General features: G+C 45.6%; 25 protein-coding genes. 21 read left to right on the plus strand and 4 right to left on the minus strand.

The window, feature by feature from the left end; all coding sequences use genetic code 11:
* Positions 1–2: 2 nt before the first annotated feature.
* A complete protein-coding gene (gene mtaB / locus AA84_RS0108015; protein ID WP_028976768.1) occupies positions 3–1,349 on the plus strand; it encodes a tRNA (N(6)-L-threonylcarbamoyladenosine(37)-C(2))-methylthiotransferase MtaB in 1,347 nt (448 codons plus the stop codon).
* Between the two features lie 13 nt (positions 1,350–1,362).
* On the opposite strand, the gene AA84_RS0108020 is transcribed toward mtaB, so the two are convergent.
* The gene (locus AA84_RS0108020) at positions 1,363–2,283 is read right to left on the minus strand and encodes a Na/Pi symporter (protein WP_028976769.1); all 921 of its coding nucleotides are present in this window, start codon (positions 2,281–2,283) and stop codon (positions 1,363–1,365) included.
* A gap of 240 nt (positions 2,284–2,523) precedes the next feature.
* Here AA84_RS0108020 and rpsU point away from each other — a divergent pair, with 240 nt between their 5' ends.
* From rpsU to AA84_RS0108120, 20 genes are all read left to right on the plus strand, one after another.
* Positions 2,524–2,703: a 30S ribosomal protein S21 gene (gene rpsU / locus AA84_RS0108025; RefSeq protein ID WP_010025726.1), complete on the plus strand. Its 180-nt coding sequence runs from the start codon at positions 2,524–2,526 to the stop codon at positions 2,701–2,703.
* A gap of 15 nt (positions 2,704–2,718) precedes the next feature.
* Complete coding sequence (locus tag AA84_RS0108030; RefSeq protein ID WP_028976770.1) at positions 2,719–3,165, plus strand: GatB/YqeY domain-containing protein; 447 nt, start codon at positions 2,719–2,721, stop codon at positions 3,163–3,165.
* Positions 3,166–3,302: 137 nt separating this feature from the next.
* On the plus strand, positions 3,303–4,304 hold the full coding sequence (gene floA / locus AA84_RS0108035) for a flotillin-like protein FloA (RefSeq protein ID WP_028976771.1): 1,002 nt from the start codon (positions 3,303–3,305) through the stop codon (positions 4,302–4,304).
* 33 nt (positions 4,305–4,337) lie between these two features.
* Positions 4,338–4,799: a hypothetical protein gene (locus AA84_RS0108040; RefSeq protein ID WP_028976772.1), complete on the plus strand. Its 462-nt coding sequence runs from the start codon at positions 4,338–4,340 to the stop codon at positions 4,797–4,799.
* A 199-nt stretch (positions 4,800–4,998) separates the two neighbouring features.
* Entirely contained in the window at positions 4,999–5,280 is a 282-nt protein-coding gene (gene yqfC, locus AA84_RS0108045; protein ID WP_010027274.1) for a sporulation protein YqfC, read from the plus strand.
* Positions 5,281–5,298: 18 nt separating this feature from the next.
* Positions 5,299–6,513 (plus strand): sporulation protein YqfD, encoded by a 1,215-nt coding sequence (yqfD, locus tag AA84_RS0108050; RefSeq protein WP_028976774.1) that lies wholly within the window; start codon positions 5,299–5,301, stop codon positions 6,511–6,513.
* Between the two features lie 235 nt (positions 6,514–6,748).
* Entirely contained in the window at positions 6,749–7,648 is a 900-nt protein-coding gene (locus AA84_RS0108055) for a PhoH family protein (protein ID WP_051575068.1), read from the plus strand.
* Between the two features lie 88 nt (positions 7,649–7,736).
* Positions 7,737–9,887, plus strand: coding sequence for an HD family phosphohydrolase (locus tag AA84_RS0108060; protein WP_028976776.1), 2,151 nt, complete (start codon positions 7,737–7,739; stop codon positions 9,885–9,887).
* Positions 9,884–10,363, plus strand: coding sequence for an rRNA maturation RNase YbeY (ybeY, locus tag AA84_RS0108065; RefSeq protein WP_028976777.1), 480 nt, complete (start codon positions 9,884–9,886; stop codon positions 10,361–10,363). The genes AA84_RS0108060 and ybeY overlap by 4 nt, the downstream gene beginning before the upstream one ends.
* A gap of 3 nt (positions 10,364–10,366) precedes the next feature.
* On the plus strand, positions 10,367–10,741 hold the full coding sequence (locus tag AA84_RS0108070; RefSeq protein ID WP_028976778.1) for a diacylglycerol kinase family protein: 375 nt from the start codon (positions 10,367–10,369) through the stop codon (positions 10,739–10,741).
* 18 nt (positions 10,742–10,759) lie between these two features.
* Positions 10,760–11,152, plus strand: a complete 393-nt coding sequence (locus tag AA84_RS0108075) for a cytidine deaminase (protein WP_028976779.1) — start codon at positions 10,760–10,762, stop codon at positions 11,150–11,152.
* Positions 11,152–12,057, plus strand: coding sequence for a GTPase Era (gene era, locus AA84_RS0108080; protein ID WP_028976780.1), 906 nt, complete (start codon positions 11,152–11,154; stop codon positions 12,055–12,057). The genes AA84_RS0108075 and era overlap by 1 nt, the downstream gene beginning before the upstream one ends.
* Positions 12,058–12,153: 96 nt before the next feature.
* On the plus strand, positions 12,154–12,306 hold the full coding sequence (locus tag AA84_RS18615) for a YqzL family protein (RefSeq protein WP_414625721.1): 153 nt from the start codon (positions 12,154–12,156) through the stop codon (positions 12,304–12,306).
* Between the two features lie 31 nt (positions 12,307–12,337).
* On the plus strand, positions 12,338–13,093 hold the full coding sequence (gene recO, locus AA84_RS0108090) for a DNA repair protein RecO (RefSeq protein WP_028976781.1): 756 nt from the start codon (positions 12,338–12,340) through the stop codon (positions 13,091–13,093).
* Positions 13,094–13,141: 48 nt separating this feature from the next.
* The gene (ccpN, locus tag AA84_RS0108095; protein ID WP_028976782.1) at positions 13,142–13,765 is read left to right on the plus strand and encodes a transcriptional regulator CcpN; all 624 of its coding nucleotides are present in this window, start codon (positions 13,142–13,144) and stop codon (positions 13,763–13,765) included.
* Between the two features lie 169 nt (positions 13,766–13,934).
* Positions 13,935–14,387 carry a YaiI/YqxD family protein gene (locus AA84_RS0108100; RefSeq protein ID WP_028976783.1) on the plus strand — a complete coding sequence of 151 codons (453 nt, stop codon included), beginning with the start codon at positions 13,935–13,937 and terminating at the stop codon, positions 14,385–14,387.
* 26 nt (positions 14,388–14,413) lie between these two features.
* A complete protein-coding gene (dnaG, locus tag AA84_RS0108105) occupies positions 14,414–16,237 on the plus strand; it encodes a DNA primase (protein ID WP_172968990.1) in 1,824 nt (607 codons plus the stop codon).
* A gap of 21 nt (positions 16,238–16,258) precedes the next feature.
* Positions 16,259–17,365, plus strand: a complete 1,107-nt coding sequence (gene rpoD / locus AA84_RS0108110; RefSeq protein ID WP_028976785.1) for an RNA polymerase sigma factor RpoD — start codon at positions 16,259–16,261, stop codon at positions 17,363–17,365.
* Between the two features lie 288 nt (positions 17,366–17,653).
* A complete protein-coding gene (locus tag AA84_RS0108115; RefSeq protein WP_028976786.1) occupies positions 17,654–18,394 on the plus strand; it encodes a tRNA (adenine(22)-N(1))-methyltransferase in 741 nt (246 codons plus the stop codon).
* The gene (locus AA84_RS0108120) at positions 18,388–19,512 is read left to right on the plus strand and encodes a Nif3-like dinuclear metal center hexameric protein (protein ID WP_028976787.1); all 1,125 of its coding nucleotides are present in this window, start codon (positions 18,388–18,390) and stop codon (positions 19,510–19,512) included. Before AA84_RS0108115 ends, AA84_RS0108120 begins: the two co-directional genes overlap by 7 nt.
* A 282-nt stretch (positions 19,513–19,794) precedes the next feature.
* On the opposite strand, the gene aroB is transcribed toward AA84_RS0108120, so the two are convergent.
* Genes aroB through tkt form a run of 3 tightly spaced genes read right to left on the minus strand, consistent with a single transcriptional unit; the run spans position 19,795 to position 23,956 of the window.
* Complete coding sequence (gene aroB, locus AA84_RS0108125) at positions 19,795–20,877, minus strand: 3-dehydroquinate synthase (protein WP_028976788.1); 1,083 nt, start codon at positions 20,875–20,877, stop codon at positions 19,795–19,797.
* Positions 20,878–20,879: 2 nt separating this feature from the next.
* The gene (gene aroF, locus AA84_RS0108130; RefSeq protein WP_028976789.1) at positions 20,880–21,881 is read right to left on the minus strand and encodes a 3-deoxy-7-phosphoheptulonate synthase; all 1,002 of its coding nucleotides are present in this window, start codon (positions 21,879–21,881) and stop codon (positions 20,880–20,882) included.
* Between the two features lie 56 nt (positions 21,882–21,937).
* On the minus strand, positions 21,938–23,956 hold the full coding sequence (gene tkt, locus AA84_RS0108135; RefSeq protein WP_028976790.1) for a transketolase: 2,019 nt from the start codon (positions 23,954–23,956) through the stop codon (positions 21,938–21,940).
* Between the last annotated feature and the right edge of the window lie 492 nt (positions 23,957–24,448).

Raw genomic sequence — 24,448 nt, forward strand, 5'->3', positions numbered from 1 at the left:
AAATGCCTTCAGTTGCTTTTCACACATTAGGATGCAAGGTTAATCATTACGAAACGGAAGCGATATGGCAGCTTTTTAAAAATCAGGGCTATGAACGTGCTGAATTTGAAAAACATGCGGATGTCTACATCATTAACACATGCACGGTAACCAATACCGGTGATCAGAAGAGCCGCCAAACGATTCGCCGAGCGATTCGAAGCAATCCGGAGGCAGTGATCTGCGTTACCGGCTGCTACGCGCAGACCTCGCCGGCTGAGGTGATGTCTATCCCAGGCGTCGATATCGTCGTCGGCACTCAGGACCGCAATCGTCTGCTTGGCTTTGTCGAGCAGTACCGAAGAGACCGGGAACCGATCAACGGGGTAAGCGACATCATGAAAGCAAAGGTGTATGAAGAACTTGATGTACCAGCATTTACGGATCGGACACGCGCATCACTCAAGATTCAGGAAGGATGCAATAATTTTTGTACTTTCTGCGTGATTCCTTGGGCGCGCGGGCTCCTGCGTTCACGGACGCCTGAAAATGTGATGAAACAAGCACAGCAGCTGGTTGATGCCGGATACAAGGAGATCGTCCTGACCGGGATACATACTGCCGGCTACGGAGAAGACATGGAGAATTATAATTTCGCTCAGCTGCTCCGTGATCTGGAGAGCAACGTGGTTGGTTTGAAGCGGCTTAGAATTTCTTCAATTGAAGCAAGTCAAATCACCGATGAAGTGATCGATGTTGTCGGTCGTTCAAAGGTTCTTGCCCGCCATCTCCATATTCCATTGCAAGCAGGATCCGATACCGTTTTGGAACGGATGCATCGTAAATATAAAACAGAATTTTTTGCGAAGAAGATTGCGCTGCTGCGTGAAGCACTTCCTGATTTTGCGTTGACTTCCGATGTTATTGTTGGTTTTCCTGGCGAAACGGATGAAGAATTCGAGCAAACCTATGCCTTTATCCGCGACCTGCATTTTTCAGAGCTTCATGTTTTTCCCTATTCAAAACGAACCGGTACACCGGCTGCTGGGATGAAGGATCAAGTGCCGGATAAAGTCAAGCATGAGCGCGTCAATCGTTTGATTGAATTATCAAATAAGCTGTCGGCAGAGTATGCGGCAAAATATGAGCAACAGGTATTGGAGGTTATTCCTGAAGAACCTCTGAATCATCATGAAGAAGATGGCTACTTTGTTGGCTTCACAGACAACTATTTGAAGGTGAAGTTCAAGTATCCGTCTAACGATATTGTAGGTAAACTTGTCCGTGTCAAATTAGTGAAAACAGGCTATCCAATCAATGAAGGCGAGTTCGTTCGCGTTCTAGATCCGAACTCAGCAACGCTGGCCTAACTTAGAAATGGGTTTATAAGCGGTGCCGCTCAACCCAGCGGCCGTATGGACCGGCTAGAGGTACAGCGATTAAACCGGTAACCAGATTAAAGATAACCGATGCGTGCGCAAGAGCCGTCTTGCCACTGCCGCCCAGCATCATCGTGTAATCGCCCATAAAATGGATAAATGGGAAAAAAGCGACAACGCTCAACACATTAAACAGAATATGCGTGTAGGCGGTCCATCGGCCTTCACGCCCTGTGCCAAGACTTGCAAGGTAGGTGGTCAGGCAAGTACCCACATTAGAGCCAAGCATAATGGCAATTGCAGCAGGCAAAGTGAGTATGTTGTGGTCAAGAAAACCCATGCAGACAAGCAAGGTGGCGGAACTCGATTGAATAATCGCAGAAAAAAGTGTGCCTACGATGACGGCGTAAAGCATGCTTCCATTGGCATCGACTAACAGGTCGCGAACAAAGGGCGATTGAGTCAAGGATTCAGCGAGCGAACTGAATCCGTTCATCGATGCGAAAAGGCAGCCGATTCCAAATAAAAAAGAGCCGAACGAAAAAAATCGTTTGAACGGCAGACACATCATGAGCAAACCGGCGGCGAAAAACACATAATGAAGTGATCCGATGGGCAGTGCAGCAATTTCACCGGTCATCGTCGTACCGATGTTTGCGCCAAGAATAATGCCGACGCTCTGCGAGAAATGCATAGCCTGTGCGCCAATTAATCCGACAGTGATAATCGTAACTGCTGAACTGCTCTGCAGAAGCATCGATGCCAGTGTCCCAATAATCAGACCTCTCATTGGCGTGCTTGCTGCACGTTCCAATGTGTTGCGCATGCGACGACCGACGAGTGCATTCATGCCTCCGGACATGACGCCCATTCCGAGCAAGAAAAGTAAGATATATAAAATAAAAGCAACGACTTGATGATTCACTTTGATCACCTCGTCCTATTCTATGGACAAGGCAAGGAATGAATGACAAAAATGATTCCAATTGCAAGTGAATTTCGTTGTTTCCAATTTTTTTTCGTACGCGCGAACTGTAATTTAGCGCTGACTGGAAAAAAAAGCATTTCCTCATTTGATAATTTGTTTTCTATCGTATATAATGGCTATTGACATAAAAGAGATGTCATTTGAATTGTTTTCGTTTTTGGAGGGAGGGAAACAAAGATGGTCGAGACACGAGTTCGGAAGAATGAATCGATTGAAGATGCGCTTCGACGTTTTAAACGGTCGGTTTCGAAATCCGGTACATTAGCGGAAGTTAAGAAACGGAGAAATTACGAGAAACCAAGTGTTAAGCGTAAGAAAAAATCTGAGGCTGCGCGTAAAAAACGCCGCAGATACTAAGAAGGAGCACGGCAAATGAGCCTTGTTGATCGTTTGACTACAGATATGAAACAAGCGATGAGAGCGCGAGATAAGGAAAACCTCTCGGTCATTCGCATGATTAAAACATCGCTGCAGAACGAATCGATCAAACTAGGTAAACCATTGTCCGATGACGAGGCACTGGCAGTCCTGACCCGAGAGCTTAAGCAGAGGAAAGACTCCCTCCAAGAGTTTAAGAATGCAGGGCGTCAGGATCTTGTTGATGAAGTCACCAGTGAAATTGCAATTGTCCAAAAATATATGCCTGAACAATTTTCTGAAGAAAAAGTTGAGGCGATTATAGATGAAACAATTTCGGAAGTCGGTGCCGCTTCTAAAGCAGATATCGGCAAAGTGATGAAAGCGATAATGCCTAAGGTAAAAGGCCGGGCAGATGGCGGTATGGTCAATAAAATCGTGCGCAGTAAATTAAGTGAATAAAAGTAAAAACTCTGTTTGGTCCTAGTGAACAAACAGAGTTTTATTTATGTGCAAGATTTTAAAAATAATTCATGGTACGATAGATGTTGAAGATGATACATGGCGTAACAATCTAAGAAAGACAGGAGATGAGATTAATGTTAGACGCTTCAACAGTGAGTGTTTTAATTATCGCGGCTCTGCTGATCATTGCAATTGTCGTGCTGTTTACGTTTGTCCCGGTAATGCTATGGATTTCAGCACTGTCATCAGGTGTTCGAATTAGCATATTCACATTAATTGGTATGCGATTGAGGCGTGTTATTCCAAGGCGTGTGATTGATCCGTTAATTAAGGCGACAAAAGCGGGGCTTGATCTACACACCAATCAATTGGAAAGCCACTATCTGGCTGGAGGAAATGTCGATCGTGTGGTTAACGCGCTGATTGCGGCTCACCGCGCAAATATTGATTTGACTTTTGCTCGTGCAGCAGCAATTGATCTTGCCGGAAGAGATGTTCTTGAAGCTGTGCAGATGAGTGTTAATCCTAAGGTTATTGAGACCCCTTATATTGCCGGTGTGGCGATTAATGGGATTGAAGTTAAAGTCAAGGCAAGGATTACGGTTCGTGCGAATATTGACCGTCTCGTCGGCGGTGCCGGTGAAGAAACGGTGATCGCTCGTGTCGGAGAGGGTGTCGTCAGCACAATTGGTGCTTCGTCAACGCATAAAGATGTATTAAAAAATCCGGATACCATTTCAAAGACTGTTCTTGAAAAAGGTCTGGATGCTGGAACGGCTTTTGAAATTCTATCGATTGATATAGCGGATGTGGATGTCGGCAAGAACATTGGTGCCTTTCTGCAGACCGAGCAGGCAGAAGCAGACAAAAATATTGCACAGGCCAAAGCCGAAGAACGGCGTGCCATGGCTGTGGCAAATGAACAAGAAATGCGTGCGCGTGTCGAAGAAATGCGTGCCAAGGTTGTCGAAGCGGAATCCGAAGTACCTCTGGCCATGGCTGCTGCGCTGAAATCAGGTAAGCTTGGTGTCATGGATTATATGAACTACAACAATATTAAGGCTGATACAGAAATGCGCCATTCCTTCGGTAAACAGGAGAACAGCGACAATACGTCAGGCGACGAGTACAAGTAATGTTGTGAAGCGATTCAGTAAGGAGGTTGCCCTATGTTTTTTATCTGGGTCATCGGCGTCGTCATCTATTTGATTTTCACTGTAGCTCGATCAGTAGAAAAGCAAAATGCAAAGGAACGAAAGATCAGGCAAGAACGCGGAAGGCGCCCGCACCCACAGGTTTCGATGCAGCGGTCGATGCGGCAAGCTGCCAAAATAGGCTCCAATCAGAAACAGAGTACTGAACTGGTCACCGAACAGGCATCTTCTGAACCAGTGACCGAAAATGAATGGGTAAAAAGATATCAACAGATGAAAGAACGGTTTAATGAGTCCATTCCTGCTCCTTCAGAAACACCTTCTGTACAGGCCAAAGTTCCCCGATCCATCAGTACGGATAACACCTGGATGAGCGATCGGCAGAAGCTTCGCCAAGCCTTCATTTTTTCTGAAATAATCGGGAAACCGCGCTCTGCCCAGCCTCATCGTTATTTTGAAAACAAAAAAATTCGCTGACCATATTCTTTGAGGGTGTCTCAAAAGTCTCTTTACGACAATGAGACCCTTTTTTTTATGAACACAGAAATAGATGTTTGGTTGGGCTATCAAAAGGATGCGTTGTATAACAAGCAGCCGATTTTCATGAGGATTTATTTGAAACCGGTGCTATCAGCAGCTCTTCATTCATAAGCATGTAATGAGGTGGAGGGAGATTATGAGAAAATGGAGCGCTCATTTAAAAAAGTGGTTTGCCGAAGTATCCGACATTCCTGAAGATGTGATGCTGGGTGTTCCCCGATTAACACTAATCGGCCAGTTTCGACTCTCCATTGAAAACTATCAAAGCGTTCTCTCATTCTCGAAAACTGAGTTGAAACTTGCTTTAAATGAGGGCGAACTCCATATAACAGGCAATGATTTTGTTCTCGAAACGATTCTTGAGAAGGAAATTGTTCTCCAGGGACGCGTAACGGGTGTCCGATTTGAGAATGAATGATGAAGGGAGGCTGTTTGGTTGAGGCATCTATTGCATCGTACAGAAGGCTATTTAAGAGCGGAGATCATTGGCGCGGAGCCGGAACGGTTCATTCGAATCGGATTGCGTGAACAGATACGTATTTGGAATATTATGCGCACAAATGAGACAACCCTGACGTGCTCCATTGCACTCACTGATTCGAATGCATTAAGAATGCTGCTGAAAGAGTCAAAATGTCGCATTCATATTCTAGAAAAAAACGGGCTTCCCTTTTATTTGAGAAAATTAAAATTGCGGCTGGGAATTACGGCCGGGCTGCTTTTTTTTATGATGCTTCTCCTCATGCTTTCCAACATGGTCTGGTCGGTTCGAATTGATGGTGCCGATCCGAAATTAGCGGATCAAATTCGCAACATTTTAAGGCAGAATCATTTATACGAAGGTTCGCTCGATCTATTTGTTCCGGATACAAGCCAGCTTGAAAATGCGCTGTCAACAAAATTAACCAAGGTCACATGGATTGGCGTCTCAAGAAAAGGAACCACTTATCGGATTAATGTCGTTGAAAAAAAGTATCCCCAACCTAAAGAGGTGAGCGGACCGAGAAATTTAGTTGCCGCGAAACAAGCGGTTGTCCAGCGCCTATACGTTGAAAACGGACAACCTTTAGTGGAAAGTGACCAGTTCGTCAAAGCCGGACAGGTATTGGTCAGCGGGAAAATAGGCAGTGACGAGTCATTCAAATTCGTTTCATCAAGAGGCAAAGTGATTGGCGAGACTTGGTATCGCTCAGAAATGCAAATCCCAATGACGAATCACTACACGCTTTATACGGGAAAGGACTATAATCGTTATCAGCTGAAAATGTGGCACATGACTGTTTCATTATGGGGCTTTAAAAAGCAGCCGTTCAAAGCATATGATTTGGAAACGGTTCGCAAACCAATCCGTTTTTTGATTTGGCGTACACCTTTTGTTTTGATCAAACAGCAGTACAGACAAACAAAACAAGTGACGCGACAGTTGACCGTTGCACAAGCGACCCGTGACGCAATTGAATCGTCGGAGAAGAAACTGTTGGATCAGTTGCCTGAGGATGCTAAAATTCTTAATGCTGTTATTGATTATAAAAAAATTGTGAGAGGGCAGTTGTACTTGCGCACGCATCAAGTTGTTCATGAGAATATTGCTGTCCCAAAAGCAATCAATATCGCGAAGGAAAAAAAGAAGATGAAGAAAAAGCCGCAATAAAACTGCTGCAATGCCGTGCATGTACTTCCTTGCTTACAGTCGCTGCATCACAACGCTTAAATTGCGCCTGCAGGTGTTTTAAAAAGCAAGGAATAAAATCAAAATTGGAATCTCAACAACAACATATGGTAGAATAATGGAAACGCAACCGATTTTCAAGGAGGACACATAGAGCTTGCCAGAACGCCATTTATATAAAATTACATTAGAATTTGAAAATGGGAATGAAGCGCTGATGCTTTTCGGACCGGGTGATGCGCATCTGAAGATCATTGAGCAGTCCCTAGGTTTGTCTATTGTGACCCGGGGCGGCTCCGTTAACGTCTCAACGGAAAACGAGGGTGATGCGCGAAAAGTCGAGCAGGTCCTTAATGCACTCCTTCGTTTAATAAGAAAGGGTATCTCTATTTCCGAACGGGATGCTGTCTATGCCTTGAAGATGGCGGACAATGGGCAGCTCGATGCCTTCAGCAGCCTCTACGGCGATGAAATCGCGACAAACAGCAAGGGCAAGCCCATCCGTGTCAAGACCATGGGGCAGAAGCGCTACGTTCAAGCAATTCGCAAACATGACATGGTGTTTGCGATTGGACCTGCCGGGACCGGCAAAACTTATCTGGCTGTTGTTATGGCTGTTACAGCGATGAAGGCAGGTCAGATTAAGCGGTTGATCTTAACGCGTCCGGCAGTCGAGGCGGGTGAAAGTCTTGGTTTTCTACCGGGCGATTTAAAGGAAAAAGTCGATCCCTACTTGCGTCCGCTTTATGACGCTTTGAACGACGTGCTTGGAGCGGAACATACGCTTCGTCTCATTGAGCGGGGAACGATCGAAATCGCTCCGCTAGCTTATATGCGGGGACGGACCTTGGAGGACGCCTATGTAATCTTAGACGAAGCGCAGAATACAACGCAGGAACAGATGAAAATGTTCTTAACGCGTTTGGGCTTTGGTTCAAAAATGATTATTACCGGTGATGTCACGCAGGTCGACCTTCCGAAGGGCAAAAAGTCCGGACTTAAAACAGCAAAGGAGCTTCTGGAACATGTGGCCGGTATTTCCTTTGTTAATTTGGATCGTACCGATGTCGTGCGTCACCCGCTTGTTCAGAAGATTATCGAAGCCTATGGGGACTGATCATCAGTTTTACTACTTTTAGAGAGATCAGGCAGGCGTTTCGGCGAGAAACGAACCCGAAATGGAGACAAGCTGCGGGGGCATAGCCATGACACTATCCATTCCATTCAAACAAAAGATAAAAAAATTTGCATTGACCTATTTAACGGACTGGGGCATTGTTTTGATTGTCGGTCTTATTTTGTACGGACTGATGATTGGCAGTGTTCTGCCCAAAAATACAAATGTGAAGCTTCACGAAATCGCTACAGTTGATTTGCAATCGCCGATTGACACAGTCGATACCGAAGCGACTCAGGCCAAGAAGCAGGAAGCGATCGGATCAACACCGTCTGCTTACGCTTATAATAAAAATCTTGGCATGATTCAGGTTGAAAAAGTCGGCGACCTTTTTGATACCATATCCGCTGTGAAAAAAGAAAATAAGATTAGTTCCGATTCTGCGCAGCAGGATGTAGATACAGCCATTGCAAGTGTCAAGACCCGCTTGGCAGACTCTTCCGACGCACATCTTTCCAATACGACGCTTATTTCATTGATCACCGCTTCCGGTAATGATCTGCAAATAGCTGAGGATATTGCGAGCACAAGCATCTATGAGGCGATGAATGACAAAGTCGGCTGGAATGATTTGGAGCGTGTCCAGAATAAAGCAGCTGCCTCGCTTCCATCATCTGTGCTTAATGATGAGATCAGACGTGCCTTAAATGAAATTTTGGATGCTTATATTACGGCTAATTACTCGTTTGACGCGAATGCAACCAAGCAAAATAAACAAGAAGCAGCACGCAATGTGGATAACGTCGTGATTCATCAAGGCGAAGTTCTTGTAAAAAAAGGAGAACTGGTTACCAATGATATGATTCGACAGTTAAAATTAGTCGGATTAATTGACGACCACTTTAATATTATTCCATTTGTTGGTCTGCTATTGTTTACCGGCTTCATTACGTTTGCGTTTTGGTTTGAATACAAGCGTTTTAAAGAGAAACATCCGACTTATTCCGTTAAATTCATTTATATTTATGCCATAATCTTCTCAGGTGCTGCAGCCATTTTGAAGTTATGCAGTTATCTTCGATTGACTGAGCTTTCGGGCATTGGTTTTCTGATTCCGCTGGCGATGGCCACACTTATGATTCGCATTTTGCTTAGCGAAAGGATTGCGATTGTATCCGGAATCCTGCTTGCTATTGTGGGCAGCGTCATTTTCGGGATTAGTACAAAAGCGGCTATTTTTGATGCGCCAATGGGTATCTATTTGTTTTTCTCTTCGCTTACCGGGGCTTTAGTCCTCAAAAAAAGACAGGCACGTCCGAAAATGATTCGAAACGGTGGGCTAATTGCTCTCGTAAACGTGCTTGTTGTCTTGGCGCTGCTGATGTTTCAAAACACACCGTTTACTCCAGTCGGTACCGGACTTAGTCTCGGGTTTGCCGCATTGTCGGGGTTCCTTTCTGTAATATTAACCAATGGTCTGATGCCGCTGTTTGAAACAGGTTTCGGCATTTTATCACCAATCCGGCTGATTGAATTATCTAATCCCAATCATCCGCTGTTACGCAAAATTCTGATTGAAGCTCCAGGCACCTACCACCATAGTGTCATGGTGGCTAATCTTGCCGAACGCGCCTGTGAGGTCATCGGTGCAAACGGATTGCTTGCTCGGGTCGCTGCATACTATCATGATGTAGGGAAAACGAAGCGTCCGAAGTTTTTTGTAGAGAATCAAATGAGCGGTGTAAACCCGCATGATAAAATCTCTCCCCAGCTAAGCCGAACGATTATTGTTTCGCACCCGTATGACGGAGCCGACATTCTTCGTCAATATCGGATGCCGAAAGAAATTATTGATATTGCGGAGCAGCACCATGGAACGACGCTGCTTAAATACTTTTATGTTAAAGCGCAGGAGCTTAGCGAAACACCGATTGACGAAAGTGAATTCCGTTATCCAGGACCAAAAGTACAAAGCAAAGAAGCGGCGGTTGTGGAACTGGCTGACAGTATTGAAGCTGCGGTTCGCGCCATGAAAAAACCGAATCCCGTTAAAGTGAATAACCTCGTCAAGAGTATTTTTAACGCGCGCTTGAGCGATGGTCAGTTTGATGAATGCTCGATCACACTGAAAGAATTAAAAAGCGTGGAGAAATCGATTGATGAAACACTTCGCGGTGTTTATCATTCACGTATAGAATATCCAAAAGACCTCAAGATGAAAAAGGTGAATCCTAAATGACAATGACAATTGATATGCATGACGAAACTGGCGAAATTAACGAATCGATTCAGAAAAGCGTCATCAAACTGGTTGACTTTGCAGCAGATCAACAGCTGCATCTGGAAGGAGAAATTGAATGTTCCATCACTTTTGTGGATAATGAGCGGATCCAAGTGATTAACCGCGACTACCGCGGAATTGATCGACCGACCGACGTGATTTCCTTTGCGCTTGAAGAAATGGAGGAAGGCGAAGTGCCGATTCTTCCTGAAGCAGGGGAACCGCGTGTGCTTGGCGATATTATTATCTCGGTTGAACGTACGCATGAGCAGGCTGCCGAATACAACCACTCATTTGAGCGTGAGCTCGGGTTTTTGGTCATTCATGGGTTGTTGCATCTGCTTGGCTATGATCACCAGACTAAGGAACAAGAACAGGAAATGTTCGCTCTTCAGGAAAAGATTCTTTCCTCGTTCGGGCTTAGCAGGGACTAACCGATGAATGGCCGTCATTTAAGGGTACATAAGCGTCTTTTTGAAAGTTTTAAGGATGCAATCAGCGGTTTTCTGCTTGCGCTTGCGCAGGAACGGAACCTAAAGATTCAGCTGGCTGCAGCGGTACTCGTCCTCTGTTTTTCATGGTCCATTCGTGTTTCGCTCATTTATCTTGTTATTATTTTCGTGTTAATTGGCGGCGTGATCAGTTTGGAGTTAATCAATACAGCCGTTGAACGTCTGGTCGATTTAGTAACCAAAGAAAACCATCCGATAGCTAAAGCAGCAAAAGATACTGCAGCGGCCGCCGTCTGGTGGTTTTCAGTAATGGCTGCCGTTATTTTTATTGTCATTGTATGTGCAACACTGTTTCATTGAAAGGGAGGGAGCGTTACGATGAATGATCAAAAATTGATTGAATGCGCGCAGCAAGCGATGAAGATGGCCTACGTACCCTATTCCCATTTTCAAGTAGGTGCCGCCCTGCTTACGAAATCGGGAAAGGTTTTCACAGGTTGTAACATAGAAAATGCGGCCTATTCGGTTTGCAATTGTGCCGAACGGACGGCTTTATTTAAAGCCTTCTCCGAAGGGGAGCATGATTATGAAGCAATAGCGGTTATTGCGGACAGCAGACGTCCTGTGCCTCCTTGCGGTGCATGCAGACAGGTTCTGAGTGAGCTCTGTCCAAGTAATATGCGTGTTATTCTTGCAAATAGGAAGGGAATTACTGAAGTGACCACGGTGGCAAAACTGCTGCCTGGGGCGTTTGAATCGGAGGATATGTAATGACAAAATCTTTTAAATCTGGTTTTGCTGCCATTGTTGGTCGACCAAATGTGGGAAAATCAACGTTGCTTAACCGAGTACTTGGTCAAAAAATCGCCATCATGAGCGACAAGGCACAGACAACGCGAAATAAAATTCATGGAATTTATACCACTGATTCAGAACAAGTGGTTTTTATCGATACACCGGGGATACATAAGCCGAAGCATAAACTGGGTCAAGTAATGACATCGCTCGCCTTAGCGACGCTCAACGAAGTTGATCTTGTTCTTTTTCTGATTGATGCGGAGCAAGGCTATGGACGCGGCGACCAATTTATCATCGACTTTTTGAAAAAGACGGCAGTACCTGTTTTTTTAATCGTGAACAAGATCGATAAAGTTCATCCTAATGATTTGTTGCCGCTGATTGACCGTTATCGCAGTCTCTATTCATTTAAAGAGATCATTCCGATTTCAGCACTCCAAGGACAGAACGTAACGACACTGATGGACCAGATTGGCCGCGTGCTTCCGGAGGGACCGAAATATTATCCAAAAGACCAAATTACCGATCATCCGGAACGTTTTGTTGTGGCGGAACTCATCCGAGAGAAAATACTGCATCTGACTCGAGATGAGGTCCCTCATGCGATTGCTGTAATTATTGATAAGATGAAAGTAGATGAAGAGCGTCAATTGACTGAAATTCAGGCAACCATTATGGTTGAACGCAGCTCACAAAAGGGGATTATTATCGGCAGATCAGGAAGTATGTTGAAGAAGATCGGAACGCTTGCCCGAAAGGAAATTGAGGCATTGATTGGCTCGCGCGTCTTTCTTGAACTTTGGGTTAAGGTCGACAAGAACTGGCGTGATAAGGAAGAAGAACTAAAGAATTTTGGTTATACCATTCAGGACGATTAAATCGTCTGCTTGTTGAGAAAACAAATTGACAATCATTTCTTCACATGTTTCTTCATTTTTCGCAGACTCTATAGACGAGGAGAATGAATGGGAAGGATGAGAAATATGTTGGATCTCACTTGGAAGCTCTTTATGTTAACGGGCAACATTGGCCCCTACCTTTTGCTGAAAGAAATTGAAGACAAAGAAGAGGAACAAAATCAGCAGAACAGCGAGATGATTGAACTAAAAGAACACACCGGTGCGTGATCGGCAGTGATTCGAAAGGCGGGTGATCGTGATGATGGTGAAAGCAGAAGGCATTATCATTCGGACAACCGACTATGGAGAAACAAATAAAATTGTGACTTTGTATACGAAGGAATTCGGCAAAATTGGGCTAATGGCGAGAGGAGCCAAAAAACCAAAAAGCGAACTATCCGCGATCAGCCATGTATTGTTTTACGGCCTCTGTCTGTTTCGTAAAGGCAGAGGCCTTGGTGTGTTGTACCAGGCAGAAAGCTTGAATCCATTCCGAAGAATCATTGAAAACATTGAAATTACTGGATATGCTGCTTTAATTGTTGAATTGACCGATCGATTGACTGAAGACGGTCTTCCGTCTCAAGCGATTTACCGTTTGCTTAAAGATACGCTGCTGCTTATGGAAAAAGGAAAGGATCCTGCGATCATGTCGGCTATTTTTGCAATGAAAATGCTGCCGCAAGCAGGCATTGATCCTGAATTAACGCATTGTGTTCGATGCGGAAAACAGAAAAGCAGATACCGCTTTTCGATTGTCGAAGGCGGTTTTTTGTGCGACGAATGTGCCCTGTTTGATCGATATGCGATTGAAATGGGCGGTGCGGTGCAGAAACTGTTGCCCATTATGCGGCATGTACCGCTCGAACGGCTGGGAAAAGTATCTTTAAAAGCAAAAACTATTGGAATGATTGAAACAATAATATATGCTTATTATGAGCAGAATGCGGGCATCAAACTGCGTTCAAGAAAATTTATCGAGCAATTGTCCAAATTCCGAACACGCGATCCGTGAGTCGTAATTCGGACAAAGGTTCGAAGAGCTTTGTTGGGGGGAAACGATTTGGAGCTGAATGAACGCCAGCATAAAATTATTGAAATCGTTAGAGAACAAGCGCCGATTACCGGAGAACAAATCGCCGAACACTTAAATGTAACCCGTGCGACACTGCGGCCGGATCTATCCATTTTGACCATGTCCGGGTTTCTAGAAGCACGTCCAAGAGTGGGGTATTTCTACACTGGACAAACCTCAGAAACACTTCTGAATGAAGAAATCAGAAAACTGACCGTGGGTGACTTTCAATCAGTGCCTATTGTGATCTCAGAGGCAGCGTCCGCTTATCAAGCGGTTTGCGAAATGTTTGTTGAAGATGTCGGCTCATTATTCGTCATTGATGAGAAGGGATTGCTTGCCGGGGTCTTATCGCGTAAGGATCTTTTGCGCACGGCAATCGGGTCACAGGATATGAATCAGGTACCAGTCAGTGTGATTATGTCGCGCATGCCTAATATCGCTTATTGCAGACAAAATGATACCGTTGTTGATGTTGCAGATTTGTTGATCACTAAAGAAGTCGATTCGGTTCCGGTCGTTCATACAAAAGGACAGGGTTTTGAGGTTGTTGGGCGAATGACGAAGACAAATATAACGAAAGCATTCGTTTCCCTAGGCAAACGAAAATAATCAGCCATTATGGGCAAACAAAATCATTAATACTGTCTTAATTTGCAAAATTAGTTTATAATAAGTATTTGTGTTCACTGCATCATTCGACAAAAAATGACAATATTAAAATAATAAAAACATAAATTTACATGCAGGATTTTTTATGGGGAGTAGAGAACCCTTAACTATGAAGAGAAAAAATACCTTATTTGTCGATGCAGATGCTTGCCCTGTGAAAGAGGAAATCCTGGCGATTGCGCGATCTTATGATTTTGAACCGGTTTTTGTCGCCTCCTATGCGAGCTATTCAGCGGATCGTGAAGGAAAATGGGTGTTTGTCGACCAGCGAAAGGAAGCGGCAGATCTGTACATTGTCAATCACGCGCATCCCTGCGACATTGTCGTCACTCAAGATATTGGACTGGCAGGGCTGCTCACAAATCGTCATGTTTACGTCTTGACGATCCGCGGTCAGATTGTCAGTGAACAGAATGTCGATATGCTGCTTAGTCGTCGTTATCAAGCCTATCGTGCCTTAAATGCTGGTGAACGCATCAAAGGTCCGAAGCCGTTTACACGTCAGCATCGAAAAAACTTTTCTGATGCTTTGATAAATTTGTTATGCCGGTTCGATCATTAGGATATAAATAAGTAAGAATACTGGTGGTGCATGGCTATTTGCAACTTCAGGATCAAGTTATCGAAGAAATAAGGAAGTCCCTGGATATTGTTGATGTAATCGGCAACTATGTGCAATTAAAAAAACAGGGCAAAAATTATATCGGTTTGTGTCCATTTCATTCGGAACGTACGCCGTCATTTTCAGTATCCCCGGATAAGCAGTTGTATCACTGTTTTGGCTGTGGTGCAGGCGGCAATTTATTTACGTTCATGATGGAGATCGAAGGCATGACTTTCACGGAAGCCGCTCAATCTCTGGCAGATCGTGCACATATTGATTTAGGGCCTTCTGTGTCCAAAAAGAATGCGTTCCGCAATCCCAACGATCAGAAGAAAAAGCAAACCATTGAGGGATTGGAATTATTAACAAAATTTTATCATTATTTGCTGACAACTGCAAAATATGGTGCGCCCGGTATGCGCTATCTTGAAGAACGGGAATTTAATCAAGAAATGATTGAACGTTTCCGAATCGGGTACGCTGTTGATCGTTGGGATACGGTCACACATTTGCTGCAAAAACGAAACATGAATCTGCAGTATATGGCAGACGCGGGGATCATTGCACAGCGCGGTTTTGACAATAAGTATTTTGATCGGTTTAGAAACCGAATCATTTTTCCTATCTTTAATATGCGCGGTCAACCGGTTGCCTTTGGTGGGCGAACGTTGGGCGATGCCAAGCCGAAGTATTTGAACTCGCCGGAGTCGGATGTTTTTCATAAAGGCAGCATCCTCTATGGGTTTCATTTGGCACGACCGGAAATTCGCAAAAGGAGTCAGGCCGTGCTGCTTGAAGGTTATGTTGATGTGGTGCGTGCGCATCAAGCGGGAGTAACCTGCAGCGTTGCTTCAATGGGGACCTCGCTGACGGAGGCACAAGCTGCCGCATTAAAGCGGATCGCCGATACAATTATTATTTGTTATGACTCCGATACGGCTGGAATTGAAGCGAGTTTCAGGGCAGCTGAAATGCTTCAAGGAGACGGTAAGGTCATCAAGATTGCAAAAATGCCGGAAGGACTCGACCCCGATGACTACATTCGCAAGTTTGGCGGTGAACGATTTAAGAGTGATGTAATAGGGGCTAGTCAAACATTGATGACATTCAAGATGAATTATCTCCGGAGAAAAAGGAATCTGAGTGATGAAGGAGATCGGCTCCTCTACATTGAAGATGTATTGAGAGAACTGACTGCCCAAAGGCGAGCAGTTGAACGGGATCACTACCTTAGATTACTTTCGGAGGAATTTTCAATTTCCATGGACTCCTTGAGAAAGCAGCTGCAGCAAATGACGGTTAAGGTGCAAAGGCGTGACAAGAAAAGAATGCGTGTAGCACCACTTGTCTCAAGCAATCGCATTCCTCCTGCATACGAAATGGCAGAGCGACGACTGCTCGCAAGAATGATGAGAAGCAGAGAGGTTTCCGATCGCGTGAGAGACTCATTGGGCGGTTCGTTTACCAGTGAGATCCATCAGGCATTAGCCGCCTATCTTTATGCATACTATGAACAAGAAAATCCACCAGATGAAGGACTTTTTCTTCAGAAACTTGACGACCCGGCGTTGCAGCGCAAGGTCACGGAATTATCATTAATGCCGATGAGCGACCAGGTGGATGAGCAGGAAATTGGCGATTGCATCAATCAAGTCATCAAACACGCAAAAGCGTCGTTAATTGCGGAAAAGGAGCGCCAGCGAAAAGAAGCCGAGCAAGGCGGTAATTACGAGCAGGCTGCGCGGCTTTTGTCCGAAATAATCGACGCGAAGAAAAGGCTGAGTCAGGTTCAGACTGAGCATGATTAGTTATTAGAAGGAGGGGGTCAAATGGCTGGAAAAGTCAGCAAGACGGATCAGGAAGTAACGGTAGAACAAGAAAAAGAACATTTGCTCGAACTCGGGAAAAAACGGGGTTCGCTCACCTACCAGGAAATTTCAAACCGGCTTGCACCATTTGATCAGGAATCGGAACAGATGGATGAATTCTACGAAACGCTTGCCGATCAAGGCGTAAACGTTACGGATGAATCCGACAGACCTGATTCCGATGATAAACATAAAGAAGAGGAATTCGATCTTAACGATCTGAGCGTTCCTCCAGGTGTCAAAATTAACGATCCTGTTCGCATGTATCTTAAAGAAATCGGACGAGTAGATCTCTTGTCGGCAGACGAGGAAATCTCACTGGCGAAACGCATTAATGATGGTGATGAAAGTGCAAAGCGGAGACTCGCTGAAGCAAACCTCCGACTTGTCGTAAGTATTGCAAAACGTTATGTCGGACGCGGCATGTTGTTCCTTGATTTAATACAAGAAGGAAATATGGGTCTTATGAAGGCCGTTGAAAAATTTGACTATACCAAAGGGTTTAAGTTCAGTACGTATGCAACTTGGTGGATTCGTCAGGCAATTACCCGAGCAATCGCCGATCAGGCACGTACAATTCGTATCCCGGTTCACATGGTCGAAACCATCAACAAACTGATTCGTGTGCAGCGTCAGCAGCTTCAAGACCTTGGTCGCGAACCGACACCGGAAGAAATTGGTAAAGAGATGGAACTGCCGCCGGAAAAAGTACGGGAAATCTTGAAAATTGCGCAAGAGCCTGTTTCTCTTGAAACACCGATTGGTGAAGAAGATGATTCGCATCTTGGTGACTTTATTGAAGATCAGGATGCAAAAGCACCTTCTGATGCAGCAGCTTATGAATTATTAAAGGAACAGCTTGAAGATGTGCTTGATACACTAACGGATCGCGAAGAGAACGTTCTGCGTTTGCGTTTCGGTCTTGATGACGGGAGAACGCGGACATTGGAAGAAGTCGGCAAAGTATTTGGTGTGACACGCGAACGTATCCGCCAAATTGAAGCGAAAGCATTGCGGAAACTTCGTCATCCAAGCAGAAGCAAACAACTAAAAGATTTTCTCGACTAAGCCTTTCACGGCCGCTCCCAATGGGGAGCTTTTTTTTTTACATGAAGCCTCTGTGTTTCGGCTAGTGTTCGATTACTGTTTATTTTAATTAGATTGTTTGCCGGATGCAAATCGAAACATGGACAAAAAAGTAAGGTCAAGGAGGAGAATACACCTTATTCCTCTATTCTAATCGATGTTGTAAACGTTATCAATTGTTATTTTGAAAATTTAACTGTTTTGGGATTTTGATGCGTTTGTGATACCATAACAGTGGCAAATCGAAAGTTTGAACGAAGGATTGTGAGCATGGAAAAAATACATTTATCTCCTCGATTGGATTGTGTTCTTCATTTTGTTCCTAAAGTTGAATGCTTGGCGGACATTGGTTCGGACCATGCCCATCTGCCTTGCCGGGCGGTACAAATCGGCAGAGCTGATTCAGCGATAGCGGGAGAGGTTCGGCCAGGTCCGTTGTATCAATCGACGTTAAATGTCACAAAACAAGGCCTTCGAGACCGAATTGATGTGAGACTTGGCGACGGACTGGATGTACTCCGGGAGCAAGGAGAAGCGAGTGCAATCGTCATTGCCGGTATGGGCGGCGAATTGATTGCCGATATATTAGAACGCGGCAAGAACAAAATTGGTAAGAAAACGGTACTTATCTTGCAACCGAATAGTCGCGAACCACGTGTCAGGCGCTGGCTGGTTTATAATGGCTGGACGATTTCTGATGAAGCAATTGTCAATGAAGGGCATCATGTCTATGAAGTGATTCAGGCGAGTCAAGGCAGCAAACCGAGACTATTATCAGAGCCGGAACTGATGATGGGTCCGGTGCTCTCATCAAAACAAGATCCATTATTCATCAAAAAATGGAAAAACAGGGAACGCAGACTTAGCAGCATCCTGACGGCACTTCAGAATACAGGGCAATCCGAAGAGGTACTGAAAAAAATAGAAGCAAATCAAAAAGAACTGCAATGGATTCGTTCCTATTTCGAAAACAAAGGAGCGCAGGAAGAAAGGAAGCGAACGGCTTGGTAAATTGGATTTCAGGCGAACATTTAATTCAACGGTTTGAAGAATGGGCACCGAAAAAATTGGCTTATGAAAAGGATAAAATTGGTCTTCTCGTCGGAACGTTGCATAAAGAAGTAAAACGCGTGATGGTTACCTTAGATGTGCTCGAAAATGTCGCCGATGAAGCAGCAGATAAGCAGGTTGATTTAATCATTGCTCACCATCCCCTGATCTTTCACCCGCTTAAAAACGTGCGCTCTGATCAAGGACAAGGGAAGATTGTTACAAAATGTATCAAACATGACATCGCTGTTTATGCTGCGCATACAAATCTTGATATCGCGGATGGCGGTGTCAATGACATGCTTGCCGCACAACTTGGGTTGAAGCATACGCAAATTTTGCAGCCCACCTATCATGAACCGCTGTATCAACTTGTCGTTTATGTACCGCAAAGTCATGCGGAGAACCTGCGCCATGTGATTGGAGATGCAGGAGCGGGTTCGATTGGAAACTACAGTCATTGCAGTTTCGCTGCTTCGGGAACCGGTTCTTTTCTCCCGCGTTCGGGTGCCCATCCTTATCTTGGTTCTGTAGGAAAGGTGGAACAAACGGATGAACAGCGAATTGAAGCCATTGTTCCCGACCATTTGTTGCGTAAAGTAGTCGCCCGAATGGTTAAAGCCCATCCCTATGAGGAACCTGTTTATCAGGTGATTCCGATTCAAAATGAGGGGAAAGCCTATGGCCTCGGCAGAATTGGAAAGCTTGCGGAAGCAATGCCTTTTGAACGCTATTGCCGTTCCGTCAAGGAGAAGCTTGGGATTGACGGACTGCGCGCGGTTGGAGCGGCAGATGCTATGATCCGCACTGTGGCGGTGTCTGGAGGCGATGGAAACCGTTTGATTCCCTATGCAAAGTACAGGGGAGCAGATGTGCTGATTAGCGGCGATATTTATTATCATACGGCGCATGATGCGTTATTGTGCGGACTTCATGTCATTGATGCAGGTCATTATATCGAGCGCGTGATGAAGAACGGCGTGCGGCAATACTTAAGCCGTGTGATTGAGGAAGAGCATTTTGACACAGAAGTGCTGATTTCAGAGTCAGTAACCAATCCATTTCGATTTATTGTTTAATTAGGAAAGTTCCTTCATGCATGTATGATGGGTTCGTGTCTTTTCGGTGCTGAATTGTCGCTTCGGTTACTCGCATGCCGCTGGCGCCGGAGCACCTCCACTTTGGATTCTCGATCAAGACACTCGTCTATTGGTTTGAAGTCGGGGTGAAATCATAAACTTTCTTTACCGGTAATAAACCCTCTCAGATAAAGAAATGAGAGGGCTTATTGCAGAACGGGGGGCTCGATCGATCAAAGCGGTACCGATGCAAACATCACCCGTCTATTGTGCCGATCCGGATCATTCACTTTTTAGCGACTTTTTTCCTGTGAAGAAGAATTCAGCTTGACTGATCGGGATTGAGTGCATGGCAGGTTGACCCGGTGCTTTTAGGTAAACGAGAGTTAGCCGTCCGCCATGATTTTTCTTATCATTAATGATTTGACGGTAAAAGTCAGCAGTGTTCATCAGCGTTGACTTTAGCGGGAGTCCCGTTTGTTGAAGCCGCTGAACCAAACCATCTAAAGTGCCGTGTTTTGTCAAACCGTAATCCTTGAAGCACTGGGTTATTTGAACCATTCCAATGCTGATTGCTTCACCGTGCGCTAACGCTCCATTGGAAAGCAGTTCAATTGCATGGCCGATGGTGTGCCCAAAGTTCAGGACCTGCCTGAGTCCAGCTTCTTTTTCGTCCTTGCAGACGATCTTTGTTTTATAGGCAATGCTTTGATGGATGAGCGGTTCCGCCTGTGTGACAATGTCTTGCGGATGGTGCACTTCACCCGTCATCTGCCAAAATGTTTCACCTTCTAATGCGGACATTTTGACAATCTCGGCATAACCTTCACATAGAAAACGCTGCGGCAGTGTTTGCAGCGTATCCGGGTCAATGAAAACGGCGTCCGGCTGGTGAAAGGTTCCAACAATGTTCTTCGCAGTATCTAAGTTAATCGCTGTTTTTCCGCCAACGCTGCTGTCTACTTGTGCTAACAGCGAGGTAGGGACTTGAATGTAAGCAATACCGCGCATATAGGTTGAGGCGATGAACCCGGCGAGATCACCGACAACGCCGCCCCCAAGTGCAAGTACACCGTCTGATCGTGTGAACTGATTGTTTGTCAGCGCTCGGTATAACCGCACAGCAGTTTTCCAACTTTTGGATGATTCTCCAGCGGGTACTTGAAAAGCAGCGGTGCGAAATCCGGCTGCCTCTAATTGCCGGATGATGCGTTCCTGATACAGGGGCGCAACATGGTGGTCGCTGACTACGGCTATTTTGCGCGGCGACCAGATCTCGGTGAGCAGAGAACCCAGTTGTTGGAGAATCCCGCGTTCAATGAAAATAGGGTACTTCTTATGCGGGAGTGTAGCAACAAGTTTCACGTTCAATCCTCCCACGTTGCCATGCATTGACGAAGTGCGGCAATACGCTTCGTCATGGTCAGATACGTATCGGGTTTGAGTGCTTGCGGGCCGTCGGACATTGCCTTCTCGGGATGGTCATGAATTTCAACGATCATCCCGCTGGCGCCTGCCGCAGTACCTGCGTACGCAGCGGGCGCAACCAAATCCCAACAGCCAACAGCATGACTTGGATCAACAATGACCGGATAATGCGTCAGCTTTTGCAAAACGGGGACAGCTGCTACATCAAACGTATTCCTCGTGTACTGATGATCAAAAGTCCGAATGCCGCGTTCAATCAAAATAATGTTGGTATTACCTCCGCTTGCGATATACTCGGATGCATTCAGCAGATCATCAATGGAAGCGGCCATCCCGCGTTTCAGCGCAACGGGAATGCGGGTTTTTCCCACAGCTTTTAGCAAAGAAAAGTTTTGCATATTCCGTGCACCGATTTGCATTACATCCGTGTATTCTGCGACGAGTGGCACATGGGTTTCATCCATAACTTCAGTAATGACATCCATTCCATTTTCATCCGCAGCCTTGCGTAAGTAGCGCAAGCCTTCCTCACCGAGCCCTTGGAAGGAGTAGGGCGAAGTTCGTGGTTTAAATGCCCCGCCGCGCAGAATGGATGCGCCGCCTCGACGGGCTACCTCGGCCATACGTCGAATATGATCTTCCGACTCCACGGAACATGGGCCGGCCATAATTGTAAAGGTCTTGGTGCCAATTTCCGAATGCGGCAGCTGAATGACGCTGTCTTCAGGATGAAAACTGCGGCTTGCTTGAACAAAAGACGGCGTTTCCGCAATGATTTGATCAATGGCCTCGGCTTCTTGATCTGAAAAAGAGTAGTGGTCAAGTCCGACAACCGCCATGTGCAAACCGAAAATAAATACTTGCTTGTGCAACTGGTTGAATTTTGTTTGAAAAGCGTGCTGAGTTTCCGGTGTCACGGTTTGTTTAAACGTAATAATCATTTCATTTCCCTCACTTCATCTGATTTCAACGCTGTTTATCATGGATTGCTCTAGCATCAGATTGATGGAGCCGCAGCGTCGATAAGCTGCAAGTAGTGTTTGACAATCTCTTTTTTGGTAAATCCGTAATTATGCAGGAGTTCAGCAGCAGAACCGCTGGCTCCAAAGGTGTCTACACCAAGCCGGATGCCCTCTGTTCCTACATAGCGTTCCCAACCGAGCGTCGTTCCCAGTTCAATTGACAGTCGGCGATGGATACGGGACGGGAGCACCGATTCGCGGTAGGACTTACTTTGTTGCTCGAAACGATCGAAGCAAGGCAAGGAAACGACGGAAACGTCATGTCCTGACTGCTTCAAAAGCTGCTGAGCAGCAACGGCGAGCTGGACTTCCGAGCCGGTTGCAATTAAGATCCCTTCAGGCCTTGCACCTGTTTGTGGCGAAAGCACGTAGCCGCCGCGGCGCACCCCTTCACGCGCGCGTTCTGCCGAGAATCGTAAAACCGGCAGTTTCTGTCGAGACAGCACTAAGACTGTGGGTTGATGGTACGTCTCCATAGCCGCTTCCCAGGCGGCGACCGTCTCGTTTGCATCTGCAGGGCGAATCAGGGAAATTCCCGGCATTGCCCGCAAACTCATGAGGTGTTCGACCGGTTCATGAGTTGGTCCGTCTTCGCCAACAGCAATGGAATCATGCGTGAAGACATAGATTACCGGAAGCTTTTGCAAAGCAGCAAGCCGAATGGCGGCGCGCATGTAATCGGAGAAGACAAGAAAGGTTCCTCCGAATACTCGGCTGCCCCCGTGAAGCATGATACCGTTTAATAGAGCCCCTTCAGCGAATTCACGAACACCGAAAGCAATATTTCTGCCGTTTCGATTGGCAGCACTGAATAAATTGCTGTTTTCGATATCTGTTTTGTTTGAACTGGCCAAATCTGCCGAACCGCCCCATAGATAAGGAATTTTTGCTGCGAACATTTGGATCATTCGCTGACTCACTTCGCGGCCGGACGCCTCTATTCCAACGGCATAGCGTGGAAGGAACGTCTTCCAAGCGATGGGCAACGTGTTGCTGAGCGATTGTTTGAATGGTTTGGCTTGTTCGGGAAAATCGATCGACCATTGATCAATACGGCGGTTCCATTTGGCCTCAGCCTGTTTGCCGCGCCGCGCAATGCAATCCGCAAATCGATCATAGACCTCTTTGGGAATGAAGAATTCAGGAAAATGCCAATTGAGTCTGGTGCGCAAGGAAGCGATTCCGCCTGCACCAAGCGGCATACCATGAACTTGATTCGTTCCTTGTCCGGGCGCGCCAAATCCGATTATGGTGCGCACCTCGATCAAGGTTGGGCGCATGTTCTGCTCTTTTGCCCGACAAATTGCAGCATCGATTTCAGCCAAATCATTGCCATCTTCTACGCGTTCATAGTGCCAACCATAGCTTTTGAAGCGTTTCTGAACATCATCAGAATAAGCACGCTTTGTTGCACCGTCGAGCGAGACTTGATTCGAATCATACAGAACCGTCAATTTGTTCAGCTTCAAGTGCCCGGCAAGACTGGCCGCTTCGTGAGAGACACCTTCCATTAGATCGCCGTCTCCACACAGCGCGAAGGTGCGATGGTTGATCACATCCGTTTGCTTCGCATGATACATAGAAGAAAGGTGCGCTTCAGCCATTGCCATGCCCACAGCCATTGCTAAACCTTGCCCAAGCGGGCCGGTTGTTGCTTCGACGCCGCATGTCGTTCCGTATTCAGGATGTCCCGGCGTTTTGCTGTTCAACCTACGAAACTGTTTTAAATCATTGATCGTCAGATTAAATCCTGACAGGTGAAGCAGACTGTACAACAGGGATGATCCGTGCCCTGCCGACAAAACAAATCGATCGCGATCAAACCATTTTGAGTCCTCCGGGTTCAAATGCAAATGATTGCGCCACAAAACGTAAGCCATTGGAGCAGCCCCAAGCGCCAGTCCCGGGTGGCCTGAACCCGCTTGCTCAATGCACGCGCAGCTCAGCATTCGTACTGCATTTACACATAATTGATCGATGGGATCAATGTTCATCATTGCGTCACTCCTTCCTGTTTTTTACTGGATCTTGATAAATCTGATGAACGGAAAAAAGTCCCGCGGTTATCCGTAAACCGCGGGACTTTTCTCCGGATCATTTCACCGGATATAGGAAAAAGCCGCACAGTTTATTGACCTTATATCGGACAACATCGATGCGGCTTGTTTGTTATGATGCATGAAAAACAACTCTGGCCAGCACAGATGCAAACGGAAGTGTGTTTGCATCTGCAAGATTCGCGGATACAAACACTAACTAAACCAGCCAAAGTAATAGTATCGATTGAGTTGGAAACAACCTTTTTGTTTTATCATCATCATTTGAAAAACTCCTAAACCAGTTGGTGACAATTACAATAACAAGTTGCTATCTGAAAGTCAAGACAAATTCGAAAAAAGTATGTGTCAAGCTTTTCTCGGAACTCTTTATTGGGAAAGAGCTTCTTAATTCTAAATTTGTACACCTTAGGTATAAAATCATATTTT

The organism is Sporolactobacillus terrae DSM 11697, from assembly GCF_000648615.1.
GTDB classification, from domain to species: Bacteria; Bacillota; Bacilli; order Bacillales; family Sporolactobacillaceae; genus Sporolactobacillus; species Sporolactobacillus terrae.

Bases quoted from the DNA above. Each gene is read 5' to 3' on its own strand.
- yqfC (WP_010027274.1), top strand. From the start codon at position 4,999: ATGAGAAAATGGAGCGCTCATTTAAAAAAGTGGTTTGCCGAAGTATCC.
- AA84_RS0108030 (WP_028976770.1), top strand. From the start codon at position 2,719: ATGAGCCTTGTTGATCGTTTGACTACAGATATGAAACAAGCGATGAGA.
- AA84_RS0108115 (WP_028976786.1), top strand. From the start codon at position 17,654: ATGGAAAAAATACATTTATCTCCTCGATTGGATTGTGTTCTTCATTTT.
- ybeY (WP_028976777.1), top strand. From the start codon at position 9,884: ATGACAATGACAATTGATATGCATGACGAAACTGGCGAAATTAACGAA.
- recO (WP_028976781.1), top strand. From the start codon at position 12,338: ATGATGGTGAAAGCAGAAGGCATTATCATTCGGACAACCGACTATGGA.
- AA84_RS0108060 (WP_028976776.1), top strand. From the start codon at position 7,737: ATGACACTATCCATTCCATTCAAACAAAAGATAAAAAAATTTGCATTG.
- aroF (WP_028976789.1), bottom strand. From the start codon at position 21,881: ATGATTATTACGTTTAAACAAACCGTGACACCGGAAACTCAGCACGCT.
- tkt (WP_028976790.1), bottom strand. From the start codon at position 23,956: ATGAACATTGATCCCATCGATCAATTATGTGTAAATGCAGTACGAATG.
- AA84_RS0108100 (WP_028976783.1), top strand. From the start codon at position 13,935: ATGAAGAGAAAAAATACCTTATTTGTCGATGCAGATGCTTGCCCTGTG.
- AA84_RS18615 (WP_414625721.1), top strand. From the start codon at position 12,154: ATGAGAAATATGTTGGATCTCACTTGGAAGCTCTTTATGTTAACGGGC.
- rpsU (WP_010025726.1), top strand. From the start codon at position 2,524: ATGGTCGAGACACGAGTTCGGAAGAATGAATCGATTGAAGATGCGCTT.
- mtaB (WP_028976768.1), top strand. From the start codon at position 3: ATGCCTTCAGTTGCTTTTCACACATTAGGATGCAAGGTTAATCATTAC.
- rpoD (WP_028976785.1), top strand. From the start codon at position 16,259: ATGGCTGGAAAAGTCAGCAAGACGGATCAGGAAGTAACGGTAGAACAA.
- AA84_RS0108055 (WP_051575068.1), top strand. From the start codon at position 6,749: ATGCTTTTCGGACCGGGTGATGCGCATCTGAAGATCATTGAGCAGTCC.
- AA84_RS0108040 (WP_028976772.1), top strand. From the start codon at position 4,338: ATGTTTTTTATCTGGGTCATCGGCGTCGTCATCTATTTGATTTTCACT.
- AA84_RS0108075 (WP_028976779.1), top strand. From the start codon at position 10,760: ATGAATGATCAAAAATTGATTGAATGCGCGCAGCAAGCGATGAAGATG.
- era (WP_028976780.1), top strand. From the start codon at position 11,152: ATGACAAAATCTTTTAAATCTGGTTTTGCTGCCATTGTTGGTCGACCA.
- AA84_RS0108070 (WP_028976778.1), top strand. From the start codon at position 10,367: ATGAATGGCCGTCATTTAAGGGTACATAAGCGTCTTTTTGAAAGTTTT.
- floA (WP_028976771.1), top strand. From the start codon at position 3,303: ATGTTAGACGCTTCAACAGTGAGTGTTTTAATTATCGCGGCTCTGCTG.